Annotated in this window: 25 protein-coding genes; 7 read left to right on the top strand and 18 right to left on the bottom strand. The window is 48.3% G+C overall.

Annotation, left to right across the window (positions count from 1 at the left end; translation table 11 throughout):
• Window positions 1-53: 53 nt before the first annotated feature.
• Entirely contained in the window at window positions 54-470 is a 417-nt protein-coding gene (locus M1L52_RS13310; protein ID WP_248615525.1) for an EamA family transporter, read from the bottom strand.
• 3 nt (window positions 471-473) lie between these two features.
• Window positions 474-728, bottom strand: coding sequence for a hypothetical protein (locus M1L52_RS16580; protein WP_410896787.1), 255 nt, complete (start codon window positions 726-728; stop codon window positions 474-476).
• 87 nt (window positions 729-815) lie between these two features.
• Here M1L52_RS16580 and M1L52_RS13300 point away from each other — a divergent pair, with 87 nt between their 5' ends.
• From M1L52_RS13300 to M1L52_RS16420, 6 genes are all read left to right on the top strand, one after another.
• A complete protein-coding gene (locus tag M1L52_RS13300; protein WP_248615524.1) occupies window positions 816-1,253 on the top strand; it encodes a LexA family protein in 438 nt (145 codons plus the stop codon).
• Window positions 1,254-1,458: 205 nt separating this feature from the next.
• The gene (locus tag M1L52_RS13295) at window positions 1,459-3,999 is read left to right on the top strand and encodes a tyrosine-type recombinase/integrase (protein WP_248613499.1); all 2,541 of its coding nucleotides are present in this window, start codon (window positions 1,459-1,461) and stop codon (window positions 3,997-3,999) included.
• Window positions 3,986-5,020: a tyrosine-type recombinase/integrase gene (locus M1L52_RS13290; RefSeq protein WP_248612889.1), complete on the top strand. Its 1,035-nt coding sequence runs from the start codon at window positions 3,986-3,988 to the stop codon at window positions 5,018-5,020. Before M1L52_RS13295 ends, M1L52_RS13290 begins: the two co-directional genes overlap by 14 nt.
• Before the next feature lie 163 nt (window positions 5,021-5,183).
• Window positions 5,184-6,467, top strand: a complete 1,284-nt coding sequence (locus M1L52_RS13285; RefSeq protein WP_410896797.1) for a Y-family DNA polymerase — start codon at window positions 5,184-5,186, stop codon at window positions 6,465-6,467.
• Between the two features lie 13 nt (window positions 6,468-6,480).
• Window positions 6,481-6,789 carry a hypothetical protein gene (locus M1L52_RS13280; protein WP_091768029.1) on the top strand — a complete coding sequence of 103 codons (309 nt, stop codon included), beginning with the start codon at window positions 6,481-6,483 and terminating at the stop codon, window positions 6,787-6,789.
• A 97-nt stretch (window positions 6,790-6,886) separates the two neighbouring features.
• Entirely contained in the window at window positions 6,887-7,018 is a 132-nt protein-coding gene (locus M1L52_RS16420; protein ID WP_262918000.1) for a hypothetical protein, read from the top strand.
• A 227-nt stretch (window positions 7,019-7,245) separates the two neighbouring features.
• Here M1L52_RS16420 and M1L52_RS16495 read toward each other — a convergent pair whose 3' ends face one another.
• The 4 genes from M1L52_RS16495 to M1L52_RS13255 all read right to left on the bottom strand — a co-directional run bounded on the left by M1L52_RS16495 (window position 7,246) and on the right by M1L52_RS13255 (window position 11,335).
• Window positions 7,246-8,043, bottom strand: coding sequence for a TerC family protein (locus M1L52_RS16495; protein WP_317231492.1), 798 nt, complete (start codon window positions 8,041-8,043; stop codon window positions 7,246-7,248).
• A 73-nt stretch (window positions 8,044-8,116) separates the two neighbouring features.
• The gene (locus M1L52_RS13265) at window positions 8,117-9,586 is read right to left on the bottom strand and encodes a potassium/proton antiporter (protein ID WP_248615522.1); all 1,470 of its coding nucleotides are present in this window, start codon (window positions 9,584-9,586) and stop codon (window positions 8,117-8,119) included.
• Between the two features lie 12 nt (window positions 9,587-9,598).
• Window positions 9,599-10,942 carry a sodium:proton antiporter NhaD gene (gene nhaD, locus M1L52_RS13260; RefSeq protein WP_248615521.1) on the bottom strand — a complete coding sequence of 448 codons (1,344 nt, stop codon included), beginning with the start codon at window positions 10,940-10,942 and terminating at the stop codon, window positions 9,599-9,601.
• A gap of 3 nt (window positions 10,943-10,945) precedes the next feature.
• Complete coding sequence (locus M1L52_RS13255; protein WP_248615520.1) at window positions 10,946-11,335, bottom strand: hypothetical protein; 390 nt, start codon at window positions 11,333-11,335, stop codon at window positions 10,946-10,948.
• A 100-nt stretch (window positions 11,336-11,435) separates the two neighbouring features.
• On the opposite strand from M1L52_RS13255, the gene M1L52_RS13250 reads away from it, so the two are divergent.
• Window positions 11,436-11,780, top strand: a complete 345-nt coding sequence (locus M1L52_RS13250) for a hypothetical protein (RefSeq protein WP_248615519.1) — start codon at window positions 11,436-11,438, stop codon at window positions 11,778-11,780.
• 178 nt (window positions 11,781-11,958) lie between these two features.
• On the opposite strand, the gene M1L52_RS13245 is transcribed toward M1L52_RS13250, so the two are convergent.
• The 12 genes from M1L52_RS13245 to M1L52_RS13190 all read right to left on the bottom strand — a co-directional run bounded on the left by M1L52_RS13245 (window position 11,959) and on the right by M1L52_RS13190 (window position 18,574).
• On the bottom strand, window positions 11,959-12,369 hold the full coding sequence (locus M1L52_RS13245; protein WP_248615518.1) for an Hsp20/alpha crystallin family protein: 411 nt from the start codon (window positions 12,367-12,369) through the stop codon (window positions 11,959-11,961).
• A gap of 213 nt (window positions 12,370-12,582) precedes the next feature.
• Entirely contained in the window at window positions 12,583-12,759 is a 177-nt protein-coding gene (locus tag M1L52_RS13240; protein WP_248615517.1) for a hypothetical protein, read from the bottom strand.
• Window positions 12,760-12,762: 3 nt separating this feature from the next.
• Window positions 12,763-13,008 carry a DUF4112 domain-containing protein gene (locus tag M1L52_RS13235; protein ID WP_248615516.1) on the bottom strand — a complete coding sequence of 82 codons (246 nt, stop codon included), beginning with the start codon at window positions 13,006-13,008 and terminating at the stop codon, window positions 12,763-12,765.
• A gap of 146 nt (window positions 13,009-13,154) precedes the next feature.
• A complete protein-coding gene (gene trxA, locus M1L52_RS13230) occupies window positions 13,155-13,475 on the bottom strand; it encodes a thioredoxin (protein ID WP_248615515.1) in 321 nt (106 codons plus the stop codon).
• Between the two features lie 4 nt (window positions 13,476-13,479).
• The gene (locus tag M1L52_RS13225) at window positions 13,480-14,178 is read right to left on the bottom strand and encodes a 4Fe-4S binding protein (RefSeq protein WP_248615514.1); all 699 of its coding nucleotides are present in this window, start codon (window positions 14,176-14,178) and stop codon (window positions 13,480-13,482) included.
• A 9-nt stretch (window positions 14,179-14,187) separates the two neighbouring features.
• The gene (locus M1L52_RS13220) at window positions 14,188-14,373 is read right to left on the bottom strand and encodes a hypothetical protein (RefSeq protein WP_248615513.1); all 186 of its coding nucleotides are present in this window, start codon (window positions 14,371-14,373) and stop codon (window positions 14,188-14,190) included.
• Between the two features lie 4 nt (window positions 14,374-14,377).
• Complete coding sequence (locus M1L52_RS13215) at window positions 14,378-14,827, bottom strand: MarR family winged helix-turn-helix transcriptional regulator (RefSeq protein ID WP_248615512.1); 450 nt, start codon at window positions 14,825-14,827, stop codon at window positions 14,378-14,380.
• A gap of 17 nt (window positions 14,828-14,844) precedes the next feature.
• Window positions 14,845-15,387 carry a glutathione peroxidase gene (locus M1L52_RS13210; protein ID WP_248615511.1) on the bottom strand — a complete coding sequence of 181 codons (543 nt, stop codon included), beginning with the start codon at window positions 15,385-15,387 and terminating at the stop codon, window positions 14,845-14,847.
• A gap of 262 nt (window positions 15,388-15,649) precedes the next feature.
• On the bottom strand, window positions 15,650-16,471 hold the full coding sequence (locus tag M1L52_RS13205) for a 4Fe-4S binding protein (protein ID WP_248615510.1): 822 nt from the start codon (window positions 16,469-16,471) through the stop codon (window positions 15,650-15,652).
• A 2-nt stretch (window positions 16,472-16,473) separates the two neighbouring features.
• Entirely contained in the window at window positions 16,474-16,791 is a 318-nt protein-coding gene (locus M1L52_RS13200) for a heavy metal-binding domain-containing protein (protein ID WP_248615509.1), read from the bottom strand.
• Window positions 16,792-16,869: 78 nt separating this feature from the next.
• Window positions 16,870-17,121 carry an MmcQ/YjbR family DNA-binding protein gene (locus M1L52_RS13195; protein ID WP_410896796.1) on the bottom strand — a complete coding sequence of 84 codons (252 nt, stop codon included), beginning with the start codon at window positions 17,119-17,121 and terminating at the stop codon, window positions 16,870-16,872.
• Between the two features lie 157 nt (window positions 17,122-17,278).
• The gene (locus M1L52_RS13190) at window positions 17,279-18,574 is read right to left on the bottom strand and encodes a hypothetical protein (protein WP_248615507.1); all 1,296 of its coding nucleotides are present in this window, start codon (window positions 18,572-18,574) and stop codon (window positions 17,279-17,281) included.
• Between the last annotated feature and the right edge of the window lie 16 nt (window positions 18,575-18,590).

Raw genomic sequence — 18,590 nt, 5'->3', positions numbered from 1 at the left:
ATTTGTAAATATCCCAATGTCACTGCTATTAAACCCCAAAAACACTTCACTTATCACTTCATCAGCATCAGTACACTACCGAGGGTTATTAGCACGGCACCGGCAACAACCTTCATATCGACCTTCTCCTGCAGGAACACGAAGGCGAGGATGATGGTTATGACCACGCTCAGCTTGTCTATCGGGGCTACCCTTGCGACATCGCCCAACTGGATGGCCTTGAAATAGCAGAGCCACGACAGTCCCGTAGCCACGCCTGAGAGAACGAGGAACAGCCATGTATGGCGGCTGACATCACGAATCTCCCGTAGGTGTGAGCCAAATAGCACAATGCCCCAAGTCAGCACGAGAATGACCGTAGTCCTGATGGCCGTGGCGAGATTGGAGTTGACATCCCTGACTCCCACCTTGGCGAAGATGGCTGTCAGGGCGGCGAAGAACGCCGAAAGTAGTGCGTAGGTTTTCCACATCGCTCAATGTACCTCCATTTTTGAAAATAGGTTGATGACTATCACCCCTGCCATAATCAGAGCCAGGCCGATACCTTCGCCTGTTGACATCTTCACTGCCACACGGCCCTTGGCTTCCACGCCCAGTGCCTTGAAGATTTTTACTAACGACTCTGGTGAAATCTCCCTTGTGAGATACACCTTTGATGCCTGCTGAGCCATCACCGCAGCTGACACCATCAACATGGCTGCTGCCAAAATAAAACTTGCTTTTCTCATAAATTCAATTAAATATGTGCACAAAGTTACCAATAAATGCCGAATTTTCGCTAACTTTGCGGAATGTTTTGAGAATTATTAGGATTTATGGGTAACATTAAGATAATCAAAGGTGTATTTGACACCAAACTGGAGTTGGAACATGCAGGTGTTGCGGCAGGTTTTCCCAGTCCGGCTGACGAGTACAGGCACGAGACGCTGGACTTTAACCGTGACTATATCCGTCATCCTGAAGCCTCGTTCTATGGTGACGTGGAGGGAGATTCGATGAAGGATGCAGGACTGTTGGATGGTGACCGCGTGATTATCGACAGGGCAATGGAACCACATGACGGCTCCATCGTCGTGGCATGGTGGGATGGTGGCTTCACAATGAAGTTCCTTGACCTGACACATCGGAAGGATGGCTACATCGAACTGCGTCCTGCCAACCCTGATTATCCCGTTTTCAAGGTCAAAGACCCTGAGAACTTCCAGATTTGGGGAACAGTGATTCATCTGATTCGTACATTTGAAAAACTATAGAAAACGATGTATGGTATAGCCGACTTGGACAATTGTTATTCCGAATAATTCGTTATTCTGAATTTGAGTATTTACTGTGTTGTAGATAGCAAACTTCTACGAAATCTATTCGGAATAAACAATCTTGATTTCATTATTCTTCTAATCCTTATGCTAATAAAGTTAGTTAAGCGTTTATATATTAACCACTTTATTTTAGAAGATTATGGATATAGAAAAATTGAAAATTCTCCTTCCCACTTTCTATGAAAAGCTAAGGGCAAGGAATTATGGTGATGGTTATATAGGGAAGTATCAGTATGTAGCCAAGAGTTTATTTGATATCGTCGAAAATGACAAGAGTTTGAATACCTATGAGAAGGCCTATTCTGCATTGATGGCCCGACGTCCTTACAAGAAAGATTCTATTCGTGACTACCGTCGTTTAATTGGTCATTTCAAGGCTTTTGAAGAAGAGGGTATTTTCTTTCCTGACACGGGTAAACTCTGTATGTTTACTTTATCCCCCAAAGCTTATGACAAACTTTCTCCTGAATTCAAATTGTTGATAGACAGATACGTCAAGAAGGAGCGAGAGGAAGGACGAATCAAAGAAGGTAGTATCCAAACAATGGCTGGCTGCATGGCATCTCTGTTGCTGGATATCCAGCGTTTGGGAGCGAAGGATTTGGACGAAATTTCGGAATATATGGTGCGAACCGTTTTTGGAGATAGGTATGGAAGACATAACAGCTATCATGTGAGCCGACATGTTATGCGGGTATTGACAATTTGTCAAGCAATGTATCCGAATGGTGAGTGTCATAGGCTCTTGGCAAAGATTCCGGAATTCCCCCACAAAAGAAAGCTGTTTGACTACATTACAAAGGAAGAGTGCAACATTTTAGCAGCAAGTCTTAACGGCGAAGAAACGCCACTGACCTATAAGGAAAGGGCTATTGGTATGCTGGCATTCTATATGGGAATGAGGGCGAGTGACATCAGCAATTTAAGATTCGAAGACGTGGATGTAGATAAGGAGGAGATTCGGTTCGTCCAACAAAAGACGGGAACAGAAATACGAATTCCACTGTTATCGGTCATCGGCAATGCCATCGCGGACTATATACTGTCGGAACGTCCGACATGTAATACAGACAACATCTTTGTGGAAACGAATAAGCCCTACTGTGGACAAAAGCATAAACGCATCTCACACATTGCTCGTGACATATTTAAAAAGACTGGCATTAGACAGGAAACAGGGCGGAATCAAGGACTACATACAATGAGACATTCTTTTGCACTTTCATTGATAGAGAATGATGTAGAAAGGAACACTGTCCGTGAACTGATGGGGCATGTGAGCTTGGAATCCCTGAATCCATATATAGATGCAGATATTGAGAATTTGAGGGGGTGTGCTTTAGACATCAGTTCTTACATTAAAGTATTACCTACAATGGAGCCATTCAAATGCAGATTCTCCGAGATACTCACGCAATACCGGCAAGAATCTTTCAATTCCTGCAAATGGTCATATCTGAAGAACATTGCTTTTCACTCGTTTGATAGCTTCTGCCAAGAATGTGATACGAGCATTGGTAACAGTATGTTTGAGATCCTTAGATTATGGATGCAACCCTTTCCCAAAGAATCAGCAGACTATTACAAACACAGGATACAAGGCATCAGAGGCTTCCTGCGATACCTACATGAGGGAGGATGCGATGTACCAACTGTTCCAAACAATGAGGTCCCGACAAAAAAGAAGCAATTCTTGAATGCCATACCTGTCAGCTGTGCCGCTCCTTATATCCTTGAATACATGGATTACAAGAAAACATGTAAGGGGAGTCCCACTTATTATGCATCCTATCATTTGTATGACTTCGACAGATTCTGTCTTGTGAATTTTCCTGACAGCAAAGATCTCTGTCAGGAAATCATTGACGGATGGTGCATGCAGAAAAGTTCGGAGAATGCCTGTACCAAAGCAAAGAGGGTAAGTGAGTTACGTACATTTCTCAAGTTTCTCCATAGAAGGGGATATGGGACGTTTTGTTGTCCTGTCCTTACGACAAGACCGAAGACAGAGACTCTGCTGAAGAAGCCCCATGCATTTACGGAATCCGAACTGTGCAATTTCTTTTTCTCGCTATCTCACCTGACAATTAAGGACTCTCCTGAATCAGAAATCACAAAACTATCTCTGCCCATATATTTCTTGCTATTGCTCTCCTCCGGGCTGAGAACATTTGAGGCACGTCTGCTTGACACAAAGGACGTGGATTTAAAAAACGGCATCATCAATGTCAGGCATACGAAAGGGTATGTGGAGCACCGGGTGGCCCTCCATCCTTCAATGCTTAAAATGCTTATGGAATATGATAAAGCTATAGAGAGACTCGTACCAAAAAGGAAGTGCTTTTTCCCGACTTCCACAGACGAGCACCATAGCGTGAAATGGGTTGATTACAATTTCCAAAAATGTTGGTATGAATTTAACAAAGAACATGCCGTGGCCTATGATTTCAGACATCGATATGCCACAGAGAACATCAATGGCCTCCCTGCTGATTCTGCACTGTTCAACAAGCACATTGCCTACTTGTCAAGAAGCATGGGGCATGCGAGTTTCAAAATGACGATGTATTATTACAATTTTACCCCGAAGATGGCCGAGCACATAAAGGCTGCCAAGGCTGAGACTTTCAATGACATATTATTAGACCGTTCAAACTTTTACAGCGATGAAAATATCTAAGCAAGCAAAAGAACTTGTCAGTCATATAGACCTTTGGCTGAAAGTATATATTCCCAAGACATGTGGATATTCTGTCCAAACAGTTATGTCATACAAGCAGGTAATGCGCCTCTATGTGGAATATTTGGAAGAAAAGAAATCTGTCACAGTCGACAGTTTTAGTGATATATGTTTTAGCCGTGAGACTGTGGAAAGCTGGCTGATCTGGTTACAAAATGGACGTGGAGGGAAACCATGCAGTCGCCGTACGAGGGATCACAGGCTAACAGTGATAAGGTCACTCCTGAAATATCTTCAGTCCCGTGATATAGCATATGCGAAAAGGTACATAGAGTCCTGCGAGATACCGATGATTTCTCACGGAAGAGGCAAAGTCGTCGCACCTCTGAGTAAAGTGGCGATGAAAGCATTTTTTGCCAGTATTGATTGCAACACTATAGCAGGAAAGCGCGACTATGCACTTTTCTCATTCATGTATGACACAGGCTGTAGAGTCGGTGAAGTCCTGTCCGTTAAGACTTGCGACCTCATACTGGACCACGGATCCCCCTATGTCATTGTCAAAGGAAAAGGTAATAAAGACCGTTGCCTCATACTTTCTGAGAAAACCGTGAACACACTCAAGGCATATATTGCATATTTCTCTATTCCGTATGATGCTAAGACATATCTGTTCCATTCAAGCCATAAGGGCCGAACGGAAAAGATGTCCGCTGATGCAGTGAACACCAGACTATACGCCATTTCCTACACTGCACATAAGACCTGTCCGGAAATACCCTTGAAGATGCATAGTCATCAGATTCGCCATTCCGCAGCAACGCATTGGTTCATGGACGGGATAAACATCGCCATGATTTCAGAATATCTTGGCCATGCCAGTCTCGAAACGACCCGTGTATATCTTGGGATAAGTCGTGAAGAGTTGGAAACAGCCTTAAGAAAAAGGGAATATATGCCTCTTGACCAGCCCAAGAAATATAAAATACAAGGAGGACTAAGAGGATTATTAGGTCTTTAGGATGGCTGTTTACCATTAGGGGGTCCCTATCCCAGAAACTGAAAAGATGGCTATTTTACTATTATGTTATTCCGAATTAATCTTGTAAACTGAGTAAATGCAGAATTACTTTTTCAGACAATTCGGAATAAAGAATTATTCGGAATAACAGTTATTATTACTAATTATCAATAACAACTGCTACTGCTCATGCGAGAAGGTTTTCCGTCCTGATTTGGAGGGGAAACCGATTGTGGTATTGAGCAACAACGACGGTTGCGTAGTGGCTCGTTCCAATGAGGCTAAGAAGATGGGCATCAAGGAAGGTACACCGTATTTTCAGTTGGCAGAGTTATTCCCTGGACAGAAGATTGCCGTATTTTCTTCCAACTACGAACTCTACGGAGAGTTGACGGGCCGTGTGGTAAGCATCATCCGACAAGAAACACCTGCCTATTTCCGCTACTCGATTGATGAATGCTTCATGTATCTTGACGGCATTGAGTTGGATAGGTTGCAGACGTGGGGCGAGAACCTGCACAAGCGAGTGAAGCGTGAGGTGGGCCTTCCAATCAGCATCGGATTGGCTCCCAACAAGACACTGGCGAAGATTGCCTCGAAACTGGCGAAGAAATATGCAGCCTATAAGCATTGCTGCATGATTGATACGGACTACAAACGGGAGAAGGCGCTGGAATGGTGTCCCATCGAGGATGTCTGGGGCATCGGCAGACGCTATGCTGCCAAACTTCAGTCATTAGGTTACAAGACAGCCCTCGACTTTGCCAAGCATCACAAGGATTGGGTACGACAGACGTTCAATAACATCAACATCGTGCGCACGTGGCAGGAACTGAACGGCGAAGATGCTGTGCCTAACGAAGAACTGGCTAAGAAGAAGAGCATCTGCACCAGCCGATCGTTCAACGGTATGATCAGCGACAAGGACACCCTGCGCACTCACATTGCCAACTATGCAGCCCGTTGTGCCGAGAAGCTGAGAACTCAGAAGACAGTAGCCACCACCGTTGGCGTATTCGTCAACACCAATGCCTTCCGTGAAGACCTTGCACAATACTGGAACTTTCAGGAACTGCGCCTTGTCACACCAACCAGTTCAACGATTCCCATTGTTCAGGCTGCTCACGATGTGCTCGACCGCATCTTTATTCAGGGTTATCAGTATAAGAAAGCAGGTGTCATCGTGATGGGTATCTCACCAGACAGCTCTATCCAGCAAGACTTGTTCGACCTGAATGCTGAACAGATTCAGAAGATGCGCCGTCTCGATGAAGTGATAGACCGCATCAACCGCATGCACGGCTCAGAGACCATTGTCATTGGTGCCCAGCAATATACTCAGAAAAACGGCAAGGGAAAGGCAGAAGTCTTTGCCAATGCTATCAAGCACGATTTCAGGAGTAAGAATCCAACGACCCGTTGGAGTGATGTTATCAAACTCAAATAAACAGTATTAGACAATGGCACTACCTAAGTTTATCATCACAATGGATGGATATTTCCGTCTTGGTATGGTCAATCAGCATAAAGACCTGCTGAAGCCAGAAGATCAATGCATCGGTGGCGGCTATTATCATTTCGATTACACCACCAACCGCATCCTGCTCGACAGGGAATCCTACGACTTCGGCAGACCGAAATGGCATCTGCTTGATACGTTGAAAGTGCCGTCAGTCTATCGTGGATTGCGGCTTGTCTATACCTACGATGATAATTTCCACGACAACATTGACATCAGCGAGGAATTGAAGATTGAGTATTATGACTGACTTTGATTCCATCTGGCGCACTCAGGATGAAATAAGGATGGTGGTTAATGCTGTTCTGGGAGAATGTATCTAGAACCTGAGCTATAATGAGCGACGGATGGCCATAGAACTGGAGTTGACCAAGTATCTGGAGGAGGAAGATGCCGATGCGCTTATCAATCAGTTTCCAGTTCAGGCAGACTATGACGGTGTAGGCTCGAAGGGAACAAAGTTCGTGTTTTATCTTTGATTCTTCGACCATCGGAGATACCTTGTAACGGGGCGAGACTCTTTGTGAGGCTTGTCCCGCAAGGCTGCGACCAGCGACGGGAGCAGCCAACGAAAAGCAAAACAGCCCGACAGCATCCCCTTTGACACCGCCGGACTGCGTGTTCATAGTGCAGATTTTATATCTTATAGCCTATAGTCTCTTTGAAATGGCCTCCTTTTCGCCTAATATATAATGTATGGTTTTATCTACTTCCGATTTCCCTGCTTGCTATTGCACGGACGGCAAAGCAATTGCGCATTGGAAAGCTCAGTGCGTCCACCTTTGCTCCAAGGCTCGATGTGGTCAACGGTCAGTTCGTCCTCGAAGAAGAAATGCTTGCAGTCCTCACAGCGGATTTTGTTATCTTTGTGACGCTCTGGGTCTGCAAGATACTGACGGACGAGTTCCTCTTTCTGCTCTAGAGTGAACAGGCGGCGCGGGTAAACGCTGATGCCTTGTACGACGGTCTGAATGATGTCCTCGATTTCCTGCTCCTTGTTGTCTATGAGTTTGTAGTCCTGGCTCTTCTTGAACTTCTTGATGCGACGGTTTATCTCGTCCTTATGCTCTTTCCAGATGGTAACGTCCTTGGCGTATTTTACGGCGAAGCGCAGAAGCATGGGCAATACGAGGACACCGAAGATAACAGCCAAGCTAACAGGGGTCGGTACTTCTATCTGAGGAATGTTCAGGTCCAGGCCTACGAGCGTGCCCAAGCTGTTGATATACTCATTCATGGCCAGCAGCATCTTGATGCCGACGAAAATAAGGATGATACCAAGTCCGTACTTCAGATACTTGAAGTATTTGGCCACAGCTGCCAGCGCAAAGTACAGGGCTCGGAGCCCGAGGATGGCAAAGATGTTGGAGGTAAGCACAATGAACGGGTCACGACTGACGCCGAATACGGCAGGGATGCTGTCTACGGCAAAGGCGACATCGGTGGTCTCGATGACCAGCAGGGCTACGAACAGCGGTGTGGCCATTCGTCGGCCGTTCTCCATGATGAAGAAGTGGAAATAGCACGAATGCTATGATTACGTTATGGTTACATTTCTCTCTCTCCCCCACACGAAGTCATTGCTTCGCCGGAGTTCCCATCATGCTTTGCTGTGCAATAGTCAACAGGATATCGCCAGGGCGCAGTTCCAGTTGTCCGTTGGGCACGATGAAGCTGTTGCCGCGCTTCACCATCATCACCAGTGTGCCCTTGGGAAAGTGCATGTCCTGCAGACGGTTGCCGTCAGCGAGCGACTCTTCGGTCAGCGTCAGTTCCGATAGTTGCGACTCCAACTCGTCGGGCAGTTCGATGCCGAAGTCATTGCCCGTCTTGGGTTCCTCGGTGGCGAGGTCGAGCTTGTGGGCAGCAGCGGTAATGGTGGTGCCTTGAATGGCCAGCGACAGCAGGGTGATGACAAAGACCACGTTGAAGAGGAAATCAGCATCCTCGATGCCCGCTATTACGGGATAGGTGGCGAAGATGATGGGCACGGCACCACGCAGTCCCACCCACGACAGGAAAAGCTTGGCCTTGCGGGGGATGTCGCGATAGGGCAACAGACAGAGGAATACGGCCAGCGGACGCGAGACGAACATCATGAACAGTCCGATGGCCACTGCCACAAGCCACACTTTGAGCATCTCCTTGGGATTCACCAACAGGCCCAGCGTGAGGAACATCACGATTTGCAGCAGCCACGTGATGCCCTGCATAAACGTGTTGGTCTCGCGGCGATACGACAGCCGGCTGTTGCCCGCTACGAGGCCTGCCACATAGACGGCAAGATAGCCGTTGCCTTGAAACATATCCGTAAAAGTAAAAATGATGAGGATGGAGCAGAGCACCAAGATGGGATAGAGCGATGGGTTGGGCAGGTTGATGCGGTTGACAATCCATACCAGCGCACGCCCTCCCATATAGCCTAACAGTCCGCCCACGGCCAACTGCCCGATGATTTTCGTGGCCAGGGCCATGCCCGAGAACTCGCCTGCCGTCACAATCATATCCATCAAGGCTACCGTCAGCACGTAAGCCATCGGATCGTTCGAACCGCTCTCCAGTTCGAGCAGCGGGCGCAGCCGGTGCTTCAGTCCGATGCGCTGCGTGCGCAGCAGATTGAACACCGAGGCCGAGTCCGTCGACGACACCGTCGCAGCCAGCAGCATCGACATGGGTAGTGTAAGTCCGATGTCGAGCCGTGTCCACTCAGACAGATAATAGATGAGCAGGCCAGTGACGACTGTGGTGATGAGCACACCCACGGTGGAAAGCATCAGTCCCTGCGAGGCCACTGGCTCGATGTCGCGCCGTTTGGTGTCCATACCGCCAGAGAAGAGGATGACCGACAGCGAGAGCATGCCGATGAGTTGGGCATCCTCATGGCTGTTGAACTCAAGACCCAGGCCGTCGCTGCCAAACAGCATGCCCGTAAACAGGAACAGCAGCAGGGTGGGCACGCCGAAGCGATAGCCCCACTTGCTAATGACGATGCTCGCGAAGATAAGCACGGCTCCCAGGAAGAAAATGTTTTCCGCTGTGAATGTCATAACGATATTTGTTTAAAAGATGTATGTCTTCTCTACCCAATAGCACAGGATGCCGGCTATATAGCCCACGAAGGCAATCCAAGAGATGTGATGCATGTACCAGCCGAAGGTGATCTTCTCCAGCCCCATGACCACCACACCTGCAGCAGAGCCGATGATGAGCATCGAACCGCCCACACCGGCGCAATAGGCCAGCAACTGCCAGAAGATGCCGTCGACGGCCATATCACCAGTAGGAGCCACGGGATACATACCTATGCATCCAGCCACCAGAGGCACATTGTCTACAATCGACGAGAGCACACCGATGATGCCAGTGATGAGATAGTGATTGCCGTCGAATGTCTCGTTCAGTCCTTGTCCCAGCATGGTCAGCACACCGATGGTCTCCAGACAGGCTACAGCCATCAGAATACCCAGGAAAAAAAGGATGGTAGACATGTCGATGCGCGACAGCATCTGAGAGACACGCTTCTGCATGGCTCCTTTCTCCTCAGGCTCCTTCAGGTGGGCATAGAACACTTCCGTCACCGTCCAGAGCACGCCAAGTACGAGCAGGATGCCCACAAACGGCGGCAGATGGGTGATGCTCTTGAAGATGGGCACGAAGATGAGTCCACCAACGCCCAGAAAGAAGATGACCTTACGCTGCGTGGCCGTGAGGTCGCTGGCCTGCACGGTCTGTGCCTGCTCGGCGGTGAAGGTCAGGCTGCCCTTCAGCGTGAGCGAGAGCACATAGGCAGGTATGACCATCGAGACGATGGATGGGATGAGCAGTTCGCTGATGACACCCAATGCTGTGATGACACCCTTGTTCCAGAGCATGATGGTGGTAACGTCGCCAATAGGCGAGAAGGCCCCGCCAGAATTGGCAGCAATGATGACCAGCGAGGCATAGATGATGCGGTCCTTGTGGTCGCTGACCAGCTTTCGCAGAATCATGATCATCACGATAGAGGTGGTCAGGTTGTCGAGGATGGCCGAGAGGAAGAAGGTCATGAAGGCGATGCGCCAGAGCAGGCCGCGCTTGCTGTGGGTGTGCATCACGTCGCGCACAAAGTTGAAGCCGCCGTTCTGGTCTACCAGTTCCACGATGGTCATGGCACCCATCAGGAAGAACAGCGTGGTGGAGGTAGAGCCCAGATGACGCTCGATGGCCTCGCTGACCACAGCGGCCAACTGTTCGCCAATGGCCGTCTGCAGATAGCTATCTGGCGAAATCATGAACAGAGTCCAAGTTGCCACCAGCATCAACAAGGCAATAGCTGCCTTGTTGATTTTGGTGACGCTCTCAATGGCTATGAAGAGATAGCCGATGCAGAATACGATGACAATCGCTAACGTCAGTGTACTCATGACTTAGAGCAGTTTGGTGAAGGGTTCTACATCCTTGCCCTCATAGAAACGTGGATCGAAGACTGGCTTATACTGGAAGTCTCCGAAACGCAGCAACTGCACGGCACAGAACTGGCGGTCGTCACTCAGGCAGAGCTCCAGCCGGAAGTTGCCGTTGACACCGGCCACTGGCTTGCCCTTCTGCTGGATGTCGGCAGCCATCTTGTCGAGCGGCATGTCTAAAAGACGCGCTACACGCTCACCCTCCGTGGGGGTGTACTCCAGGATGATGGCCTTGGCCTGACTCTGCGTAGGCGTATAGATGGCCTTGGTGGAAAACAGTGATTTCTTGATCTCGATATGCTGATATGCGGAGAGGGCAGCAGCCATCTCCAAGTTTTTAATACTTGACATAGTTGTTACGGTATCTATCCGGTTTTTATGGCCGGATGGTTATCTGTTTAAATAAATAATGTGAATAAAAATGCGTGTGTCCCTGTGATAACAGACAATTATGTCAACGAATGATGTGCCTCAGTGCGATGACGTAATAGTCGCACGAGGCCGACAGGCAGAAGGGAGCCGTTTCCAGACGGCATCTGCTGTCGTAGTAGGAATAAATGGGTGTGACTTGATGCTGCCGGTTGGCAAAACTGCCAAAGGGCGTGACGGTTCTTTCCGTCTTGGAACCTTGGGTAGGAAGGACACGCTGAGGACGGGAACTGCAGATGCGGTATATTTGCGAGGCATCTGTCAGTGTGGCTTCCTGTTGATGCTGATGTTGCGGAGCCAGGACGGACGATTGGCGATGCTGATAGGATTCTGTGACAGCCGCATCATTATGGCTTTGCCAGTTTAGCAAAACCGTCAAGCAAACGGCGCAAAGAGCCGTTAGTATTTTTGCAGTTATCAGAGTCCGTCTCATTCTGGCTGCAAAGGTACTAAAATTATCTGTAATAAAAGAACTCTATCATAAAAAAAAGAGCAACACCGATAGTGATGCTGCTCCCTTTATTTATGCGGTTAATCAATGTCCGTTACGAGACCTCAATGGCCTTGGTGACTTTCTCCTTCGGCTCGGTCTTCGGCATGGTGATTGTCAAGATGCCGTCCTCGACCTTGGCAGAGATCTGATCTTTCACTACATCGTCTGGCAGCACGTAGTTCTGCTCGTAGTTTGAGTAGCTGAACTCACGGCGCAGATAGTGATGGTGACTGTCCTCATGCTTGTGCTCCTGTTTGTTCTCAATGGCGATGGTGAGGTTGCCCTCGTCGTTGATAGCCACACGGCAATATTCTTTCTTAATGCCTGGAGCTGCAAGTTCCATTACATAGCTCTTGTCTGTCTCCTTGACATTGACTGCGGGTGCTGTACTGTTGGCACGAGGCATCCAATCATTGTTCAAGAAATCCTCAAATACTGTTGGCATCCAACTGTTCTGAAACATTACTGGTAACATAATCAATACCTCCTAATTATACTTTTTAGTTTAACGTATGTTCTGAGTTCCTTTGCCTTTTAAGCTCCGGCTCTCACCATGCTAAAAGCAATATACGTGCCGAATGACAAAGTGGCACGCCGAAAAGGTCATTATGGCATCAAATTTAAACTTGATTAAACAACGCTGACAATTTATTAAATCCAGTTTAACATTGACAGTTCAGAAGATAGATGCTACCAATGAATATAGGTAGCTGCCGAAGCTGATGAGTGCCCATATCATCATGGCTATGAGCAGCAGAAGGATGATGAGGACGATGGCTGACTGCCACGCTCTTTGGTTCACCTGCTTGATGATGGCCTCGTCACCGTCAACGAAACCCTGAATCATCTGCATGTTCTAGATGTTGGCTCGATGGAAGAAATCGATAACGTCGCCAACGAAAAAAGGAATCATACCCATCAGCACATCACGGAGGGCATTATTCAGGACGGCCAATGTAAGAGGAATGCTCTTGATGACTCTCGACGAGAAATAGACGAACGGCACAACGCTGAGCGAGGCAATGGCATCACCCCAACCAGGAATGATGCCAATAAGTGCATCGAGATAGTATCTATCCATGTAGCGCGTCAAACTGTTCATCGTCTGATAGGCCTGGTACCCTCCCCGATGTTATCAACATCGTGGACCCTCCCTTCTCCATCAGCCGCTTGCACCGCAGTTCTTTGCGATGCAAAGCGGCAGAGCCGAGCGCACGCTTCTCGTCTTTGTTCATTTGCATCTTACAATTACATAATCCGCATAGCCAGCCTTACCAGTTCCTGAAAAGGCAGACCGCCGACCTGACGCTCTATCTGACCGTCTTTCGTAATGAAGAACAGCGTAGGTATCGACTGGATGCGGGCTGCTGCTGCAAGTGCCTGGTTCTTGTCAACATCGACCTTCAAAACCTTGATTCTGCCTTCATATTCTTGCGCCAAACGTTTAAGCATGGGAGCCATAGCCTGACAAGGGCCGCACCATGTGGCGTAGAAATCAATAATGACAGGCGTAACTCCTGTATAGTTGTAGCCTCTGAGATATTGCTGATAATCTTTGATATTCTCCATAATCTTAATGTTTCAATGTCATAATCTTCGTGGGACAAGCTAATACGCACTTACCGCACTTCAGGCAGTCAGGATGCAGATAGCCGATTACCTCGCCGCGAGAGTCGTAGGGCGTGAGCTGCATCGGGCAGACGCGGGCGCACTGCTTGCATTTCATCTGACAGGCACTCGACACGTGGATGTTCGTGAATGCTTTTGGCAGTGGAGCTTTCTTAGGTGCTACCCAGTTGGAGATGGTTCCCATTGGACAGAACGAACACCATGTGCGTGGTGCATAGATGAAAGAAAGCGTGACACCAACGATGGTAGTCATGACGATAATTGTCCAGAAGACCTTGCCTATACCAGCCCACATGGGAAGTCCACCCTCGCTCCAAGGCACAAAGCTTAGTTGTATGCCAAACATAGTGAAGATGAAGAACACCATGAACAGACGAAAGCCGAAGGTTCGCACAAACTTGGGAATCGGACGATGGGGTGAATACTTCGAGAGCAATCTGTCGTACATATTGCCACGAGGACACACATGTCCGCACCACCAGCGACCTTTAAAGATGCTCGTCACCACAGGGCCGATCATACAGATGATGGCCAACAGGCCAATCACTGGGAAAAACCAGCCGAGGATGATGTAGGCGATGATGATCCAGTAGAGCGGCAGCCCTGGAGTCTCGAAATGTCTATGGAATCGTTTCTGTGCCATATTCAATGTTTACTGATACTTCGTGAATTGGTACTTTTTCCTCAGCTCCGACTTCTTTTCTTCGTCCAGACTAGTGAAATATGCCTTCCAACCTGGGCAGAAATTGATGTGCCAACGCCAGAAGCGGCCCATCAGTGACTTGGGATTCTTCTCGTAATGTGCTCTTAATTTGCAATTCTCACATGGTTGTGCCATAATTCTATTTCTCCTTATTCTTTAATGTTTCGATAATCGTGTCGAGTTCACTGGCAAACTTGGCATAGTCGTCCAGTTGGAAGGGGCAAGCTTTAAGCTCTTTGCCCATGCCTGTAGGGATGATGGCGTAGGCCTGTTCCTCCATCGCCTTGCCCTTTGCAGTCAGCGATACTATCTGTTGTCGCTTGTCCTCCTTGCCACGCTTACGAACCACGATGCCAAGCTTCTCCATGCGCTGAAGCAGCGGCGTAACGGTGTTCGTTTCGAGCAACAACCGATGGGCTATGTCGTTCACAGGCTGGGAATCCTGCTCCCAAAGTACCATTAGAACGAGATACTGAGGGTAGGTGATACCCAACTCATTCAGCATCGGCGTGTAGGCCTGTGTGATGAGTCGTGCTGCCGTATAGAGACGGAAGCAAATTTGCTTATCGAGTCGCAATTCTTCGTGCATAGTTCCTTACCTTATTACTATAACATGGCCTCAATGTCCTTCTCGAAGTCTTTAGGTTCTGTGGTTGGCGCATAGCGTTTGATGGTCTCACCGTCCTTCGAAATCAGGAACTTTGTGAAATTCCACTTGATGTCACTGTCCTTCTCCACACTCTTGCTGATAGCCTTGAAGAGCGTCTTGGCAGCTTTGGCCTTCAGACCGTTGTACTCCTCGGTGGGAGCCTGAGCCTTCAGATACTCGAAGATTGGCTGGGCATTGGGACCATTGACATCACCTTTCTTCATAATCTGGAAGGTCACACCATAGTTCAGTTGACAGAACTCTTCAATTTTGCTGTCATCAGCAGGATCCTGCTCCTTGAATTGGTTACAGGGGAAACCGATAATCACCAGTCCTTTGTCCTTATACTTCTGGTTCAGCTCCTCCAGTCCGGCGAACTGAGGCGTGAATCCACACTTGCTTGCCGTGTTCACCACCAGCAATACCTTACCATGAAACTGTGAGAAATCAATCTCCTTACCTCTGCTCGTCTGAGCCTTGAAATCATAAATCTTTGCCATATCTTTATTCTGTTTGTATCGTTTGCGATGATAAAGATGGTGCAAACGAGAGCAGAGCCAAGCTTGCTTGAGCTATGCCGAGTGCAGCCCATCTTCGCAACACAGTTGCAAAGGTAAGAATAATATTTTATATCGCAAGCGATTTATTAAAAACTTTAAGAGAGTTTAATAATATATCGTCTGCGATATAATAAAGATATTGAATAACTCATATTTGTTATACGACTTCCATTCCGAATGGTGACAGGGCCAGCTTTGCAATTCAAACAGACAAAGCCTTTGTCGGACAGGCCTTCGTACACTTCTGACAGAGGATGCACTCTGTAGCATTCTTGCGAATGCGAGCGTTCTTGTTCGCCTCGACCTCCATCGGACAGGCCTTCAGGCATTTCCAACAACTGATGCACTTGTCCTCATCACACTTAATGCGAATCAGGGAGTAATAGCTCATCGGCTTCAAGAACACCGTTATGGGGCAGATGTACTTGCAGAAGGTGCGATTGTCCTTCAGCAGGATAGCGAGGGTGATGCCGACTGCATAATAGAAGATGTTGCCTGCGACGAAAAGCATGAACATCGTGTAGGCATTTGCCTTGCCAAGCCAGAACAGAAGCAGGACGATGGCCAGCGAAAGACCGAACATAATATATCGGATGAATCCCCAGCTTTTTCTTGGTGTCCGATGTTGCTTGTATGGTAGTAGGTCTAGGATCATAGCTGTCCAGCAGGCATATCCGCACCATCCTCTGCCGAACAACAATGGGCCGAAAATCTTGGCGATGGCATAGTGGAGTGTTCCTGCTCCCCAGACTCCACTTAGTAGATAATACCACAGTCCCTCGATTTGCATGTTCTCACGGCATATCAGGCCAAGAAACACGAGCATATAAGTTCCTACGCCGAATTGGGTGAACTCCCTGGCGTACTTCCATCCCGCAGCGAACAGGGTTCCTCCGAAGCCGATACAAAAGCCGATATATGAGAAGTTGAGCAAGAAGAACAGATTCCCTGTTGCCTGCCACAACCAAATGGCAATGGCTTCGAATACCAGCCACAGAATGATGGAAGAGCGGTATTTTTTCATTATCAGATTACAACTGCCGTTCCGCTGGTGGCTACCATGAGCATCGAGCCGTCAGCACCGACGGTCTCGTAGTCGATGTCGATGCCTACGATGGCATTGGCTCCCATAGCCTGAGCACGCTGCATCATCTCCTGCATGGAGGTGTCCTTGGCTTCGGAAAGTACTTTCTCATAAGCACCTGCACGACCGCCTACGATGTCGCGGATGCCAGCAAACAGATCCTTGAACATGTTAGCACCGATAATGGTTTCACCTGTCACAATACCTTTGTACTCGCGGATGCTGTGACCTTCAATTTGTGGGGTTGTTGAGAGTATCATATTCGTTTTCTTTTTAAAAGTTTCTACCTGTTAGACGTAAGAACGATGCGAAAAGTTGCATATACAGAAACTTTCATATCATTTCTTCGTATATTTCGCCTTGACTATCTCGTATGAGTTCCGTGTCAGTTCCTGCAGTAAGTCGTCTGGTGCAGAATTTGGGTTGATGCCAATCCAGTGCTTTGGCGATTCGTTATATGGATTGCCAATACAATCATACTCTACTTTCAAGTCTTCAATACGCTCTGGCTGGCATTTGAGCGAGATGACAGAGAAGTCGTTGCAGTCGAAGAATGAAAACATGTGTCCCATGACGTAGAAGGGAGGAATCCGCGAGATTGATAATCTCGTGGAGGGTACCCCAATACTCCTTCGCCACTTTTGCGCTCGGCTTTGCCGCTTTGCTTTGCAAAGAATTTCTGGAAAGGAAGCTTCTCCTCAATGTCTTCGCCCAATGACAGGCAATACTCGCGATAGTCTTCTATGTTCATTTCTGCTTAGTATTTCGATAATCGGCAATGGGGGCTATCTGTAGCGGATGACGGTCTGGAATCTCGTAAGTCAGCCCCTGCTGATGCAGCTCGTCGAGGAACGTATCAAGATATACATCGGTTGCAAAACGCTGCATGAAACTGATGCTGAAAACACCTGCGGCAGCACTTACTTCCACCACAATCATATAGGCAGAGTCGGTCTCTGTGCGCATCTCCCTGATATATTGTTCGGCAGCACCAAGACCAGCCTTCCCTACATAGCTGAACATGCATGAACCGTACTGCTGGCTCAGTTGGTTTGTTGGAGCAAAGGCCTGATAGCGGGCTTGAAGCGTGGGCAGTTGTTCCACCCTTTCCATCCGGTCTTGGGTCTGCCAGAAATAGTCTTGCAGGTTGTCTGGATAAGTCTGCTCGGCTATCATCTTGCGGAAAGCTGCTATCTGAGTATCAAAGTCCGCCTGCTGCATATCTTGCCCCAGTGGCAGGAACAGTCCGCCTACTTGTGAATGGTGTGCCGCAGTGGTTCCGAGTGTCTTTCTCAAATCAACTGCTACTGTAACGGTTGGTGCCAGAGGCGCACTCTCTGGATGCAGACTGGCGATGGCTCTTGCCAGAAGCAGGGTTAGGAAAGAAGTAGGCGTGGCACCGCATGCCCGCACACGCTTCATCATCTGCTCCTCAGAGATGCGTATCTGTACCACTTCTTTCTTATCAGCAAGGGGTACGATGGCATCGGTGGCCAGATTGATAACCTTAGGACGTTCAGGCAGCTGCTGCGGGTGGATGCTCGTTGGTCTTGGCAGTGTGGCAGGATCAGTCCATTTTGCCTCGTCGATGATGTCACCTGCCACCCAGACTCCTGTATTGTCTAACTCACTATCGTAGCGTCGCCGGCAGTATTCATAGAGCAATGTCCGGAGGATGCGATAGGCGGCAGTCCCGTCGATGAGCGCATGAAAGAAATCCAATGCCACGCAATCGTCCCACCACGCGAATGCCATCAGATGCTCATTGGCTTCTTCACTGCACAAGCATACCGGCTGACGACAGCCCGAGACTTTCCAAGGCTGTGGATTGTCGTGATAGACATAGTGCTCGCTGCCGTCAGCATCGCGTTCGACACCAAGTTTGACACACAGGTAAGGGTATCTCGTCTGCGCTGCTGCAACTGCTTCCTCGAACAGATGCCTATCCACATCATCCTTCATCTGCAGAATGATGCGCACTGTCATAGGGTACTCGTCATCGGCCCTATTCAAGTAGAAACGCTCAATATATAATCTTTTCATTTGTCGGTTTGGATTT

This window comes from Prevotella sp. E13-27, from assembly GCF_023217965.1.
Lineage (GTDB): Bacteria > Bacteroidota > Bacteroidia > Bacteroidales > Bacteroidaceae > Prevotella.
Note: the sequence above shows the minus strand (reverse complement) of the source record. Positions and strands in the feature narration are given on the sequence as shown.

Bases quoted from the DNA above. Each gene is read 5' to 3' on its own strand.
- M1L52_RS13310 (WP_248615525.1), bottom strand. From the start codon at position 470: ATGTGGAAAACCTACGCACTACTTTCGGCGTTCTTCGCCGCCCTGACA.
- M1L52_RS16580 (WP_410896787.1), bottom strand. From the start codon at position 728: ATGAGAAAAGCAAGTTTTATTTTGGCAGCAGCCATGTTGATGGTGTCA.
- M1L52_RS13300 (WP_248615524.1), top strand. From the start codon at position 816: ATGGGTAACATTAAGATAATCAAAGGTGTATTTGACACCAAACTGGAG.
- M1L52_RS13295 (WP_248613499.1), top strand. From the start codon at position 1,459: ATGGATATAGAAAAATTGAAAATTCTCCTTCCCACTTTCTATGAAAAG.
- M1L52_RS13290 (WP_248612889.1), top strand. From the start codon at position 3,986: ATGAAAATATCTAAGCAAGCAAAAGAACTTGTCAGTCATATAGACCTT.
- M1L52_RS13280 (WP_091768029.1), top strand. From the start codon at position 6,481: ATGGCACTACCTAAGTTTATCATCACAATGGATGGATATTTCCGTCTT.
- M1L52_RS16420 (WP_262918000.1), top strand. From the start codon at position 6,887: ATGGCCATAGAACTGGAGTTGACCAAGTATCTGGAGGAGGAAGATGCC.
- M1L52_RS16495 (WP_317231492.1), bottom strand. From the start codon at position 8,043: ATGGAGAACGGCCGACGAATGGCCACACCGCTGTTCGTAGCCCTGCTG.
- M1L52_RS13265 (WP_248615522.1), bottom strand. From the start codon at position 9,586: ATGACATTCACAGCGGAAAACATTTTCTTCCTGGGAGCCGTGCTTATC.
- nhaD (WP_248615521.1), bottom strand. From the start codon at position 10,942: ATGAGTACACTGACGTTAGCGATTGTCATCGTATTCTGCATCGGCTAT.
- M1L52_RS13255 (WP_248615520.1), bottom strand. From the start codon at position 11,335: ATGTCAAGTATTAAAAACTTGGAGATGGCTGCTGCCCTCTCCGCATAT.
- M1L52_RS13250 (WP_248615519.1), top strand. From the start codon at position 11,436: ATGTCAACGAATGATGTGCCTCAGTGCGATGACGTAATAGTCGCACGA.
- M1L52_RS13245 (WP_248615518.1), bottom strand. From the start codon at position 12,369: ATGTTTCAGAACAGTTGGATGCCAACAGTATTTGAGGATTTCTTGAAC.
- M1L52_RS13240 (WP_248615517.1), bottom strand. From the start codon at position 12,759: ATGCAGATGATTCAGGGTTTCGTTGACGGTGACGAGGCCATCATCAAG.
- M1L52_RS13235 (WP_248615516.1), bottom strand. From the start codon at position 13,008: ATGAACAGTTTGACGCGCTACATGGATAGATACTATCTCGATGCACTT.
- trxA (WP_248615515.1), bottom strand. From the start codon at position 13,475: ATGGAGAATATCAAAGATTATCAGCAATATCTCAGAGGCTACAACTAT.
- M1L52_RS13225 (WP_248615514.1), bottom strand. From the start codon at position 14,178: ATGGCACAGAAACGATTCCATAGACATTTCGAGACTCCAGGGCTGCCG.
- M1L52_RS13220 (WP_248615513.1), bottom strand. From the start codon at position 14,373: ATGGCACAACCATGTGAGAATTGCAAATTAAGAGCACATTACGAGAAG.
- M1L52_RS13215 (WP_248615512.1), bottom strand. From the start codon at position 14,827: ATGCACGAAGAATTGCGACTCGATAAGCAAATTTGCTTCCGTCTCTAT.
- M1L52_RS13210 (WP_248615511.1), bottom strand. From the start codon at position 15,387: ATGGCAAAGATTTATGATTTCAAGGCTCAGACGAGCAGAGGTAAGGAG.
- M1L52_RS13205 (WP_248615510.1), bottom strand. From the start codon at position 16,471: ATGAAAAAATACCGCTCTTCCATCATTCTGTGGCTGGTATTCGAAGCC.
- M1L52_RS13200 (WP_248615509.1), bottom strand. From the start codon at position 16,791: ATGATACTCTCAACAACCCCACAAATTGAAGGTCACAGCATCCGCGAG.
- M1L52_RS13190 (WP_248615507.1), bottom strand. From the start codon at position 18,574: ATGAAAAGATTATATATTGAGCGTTTCTACTTGAATAGGGCCGATGAC.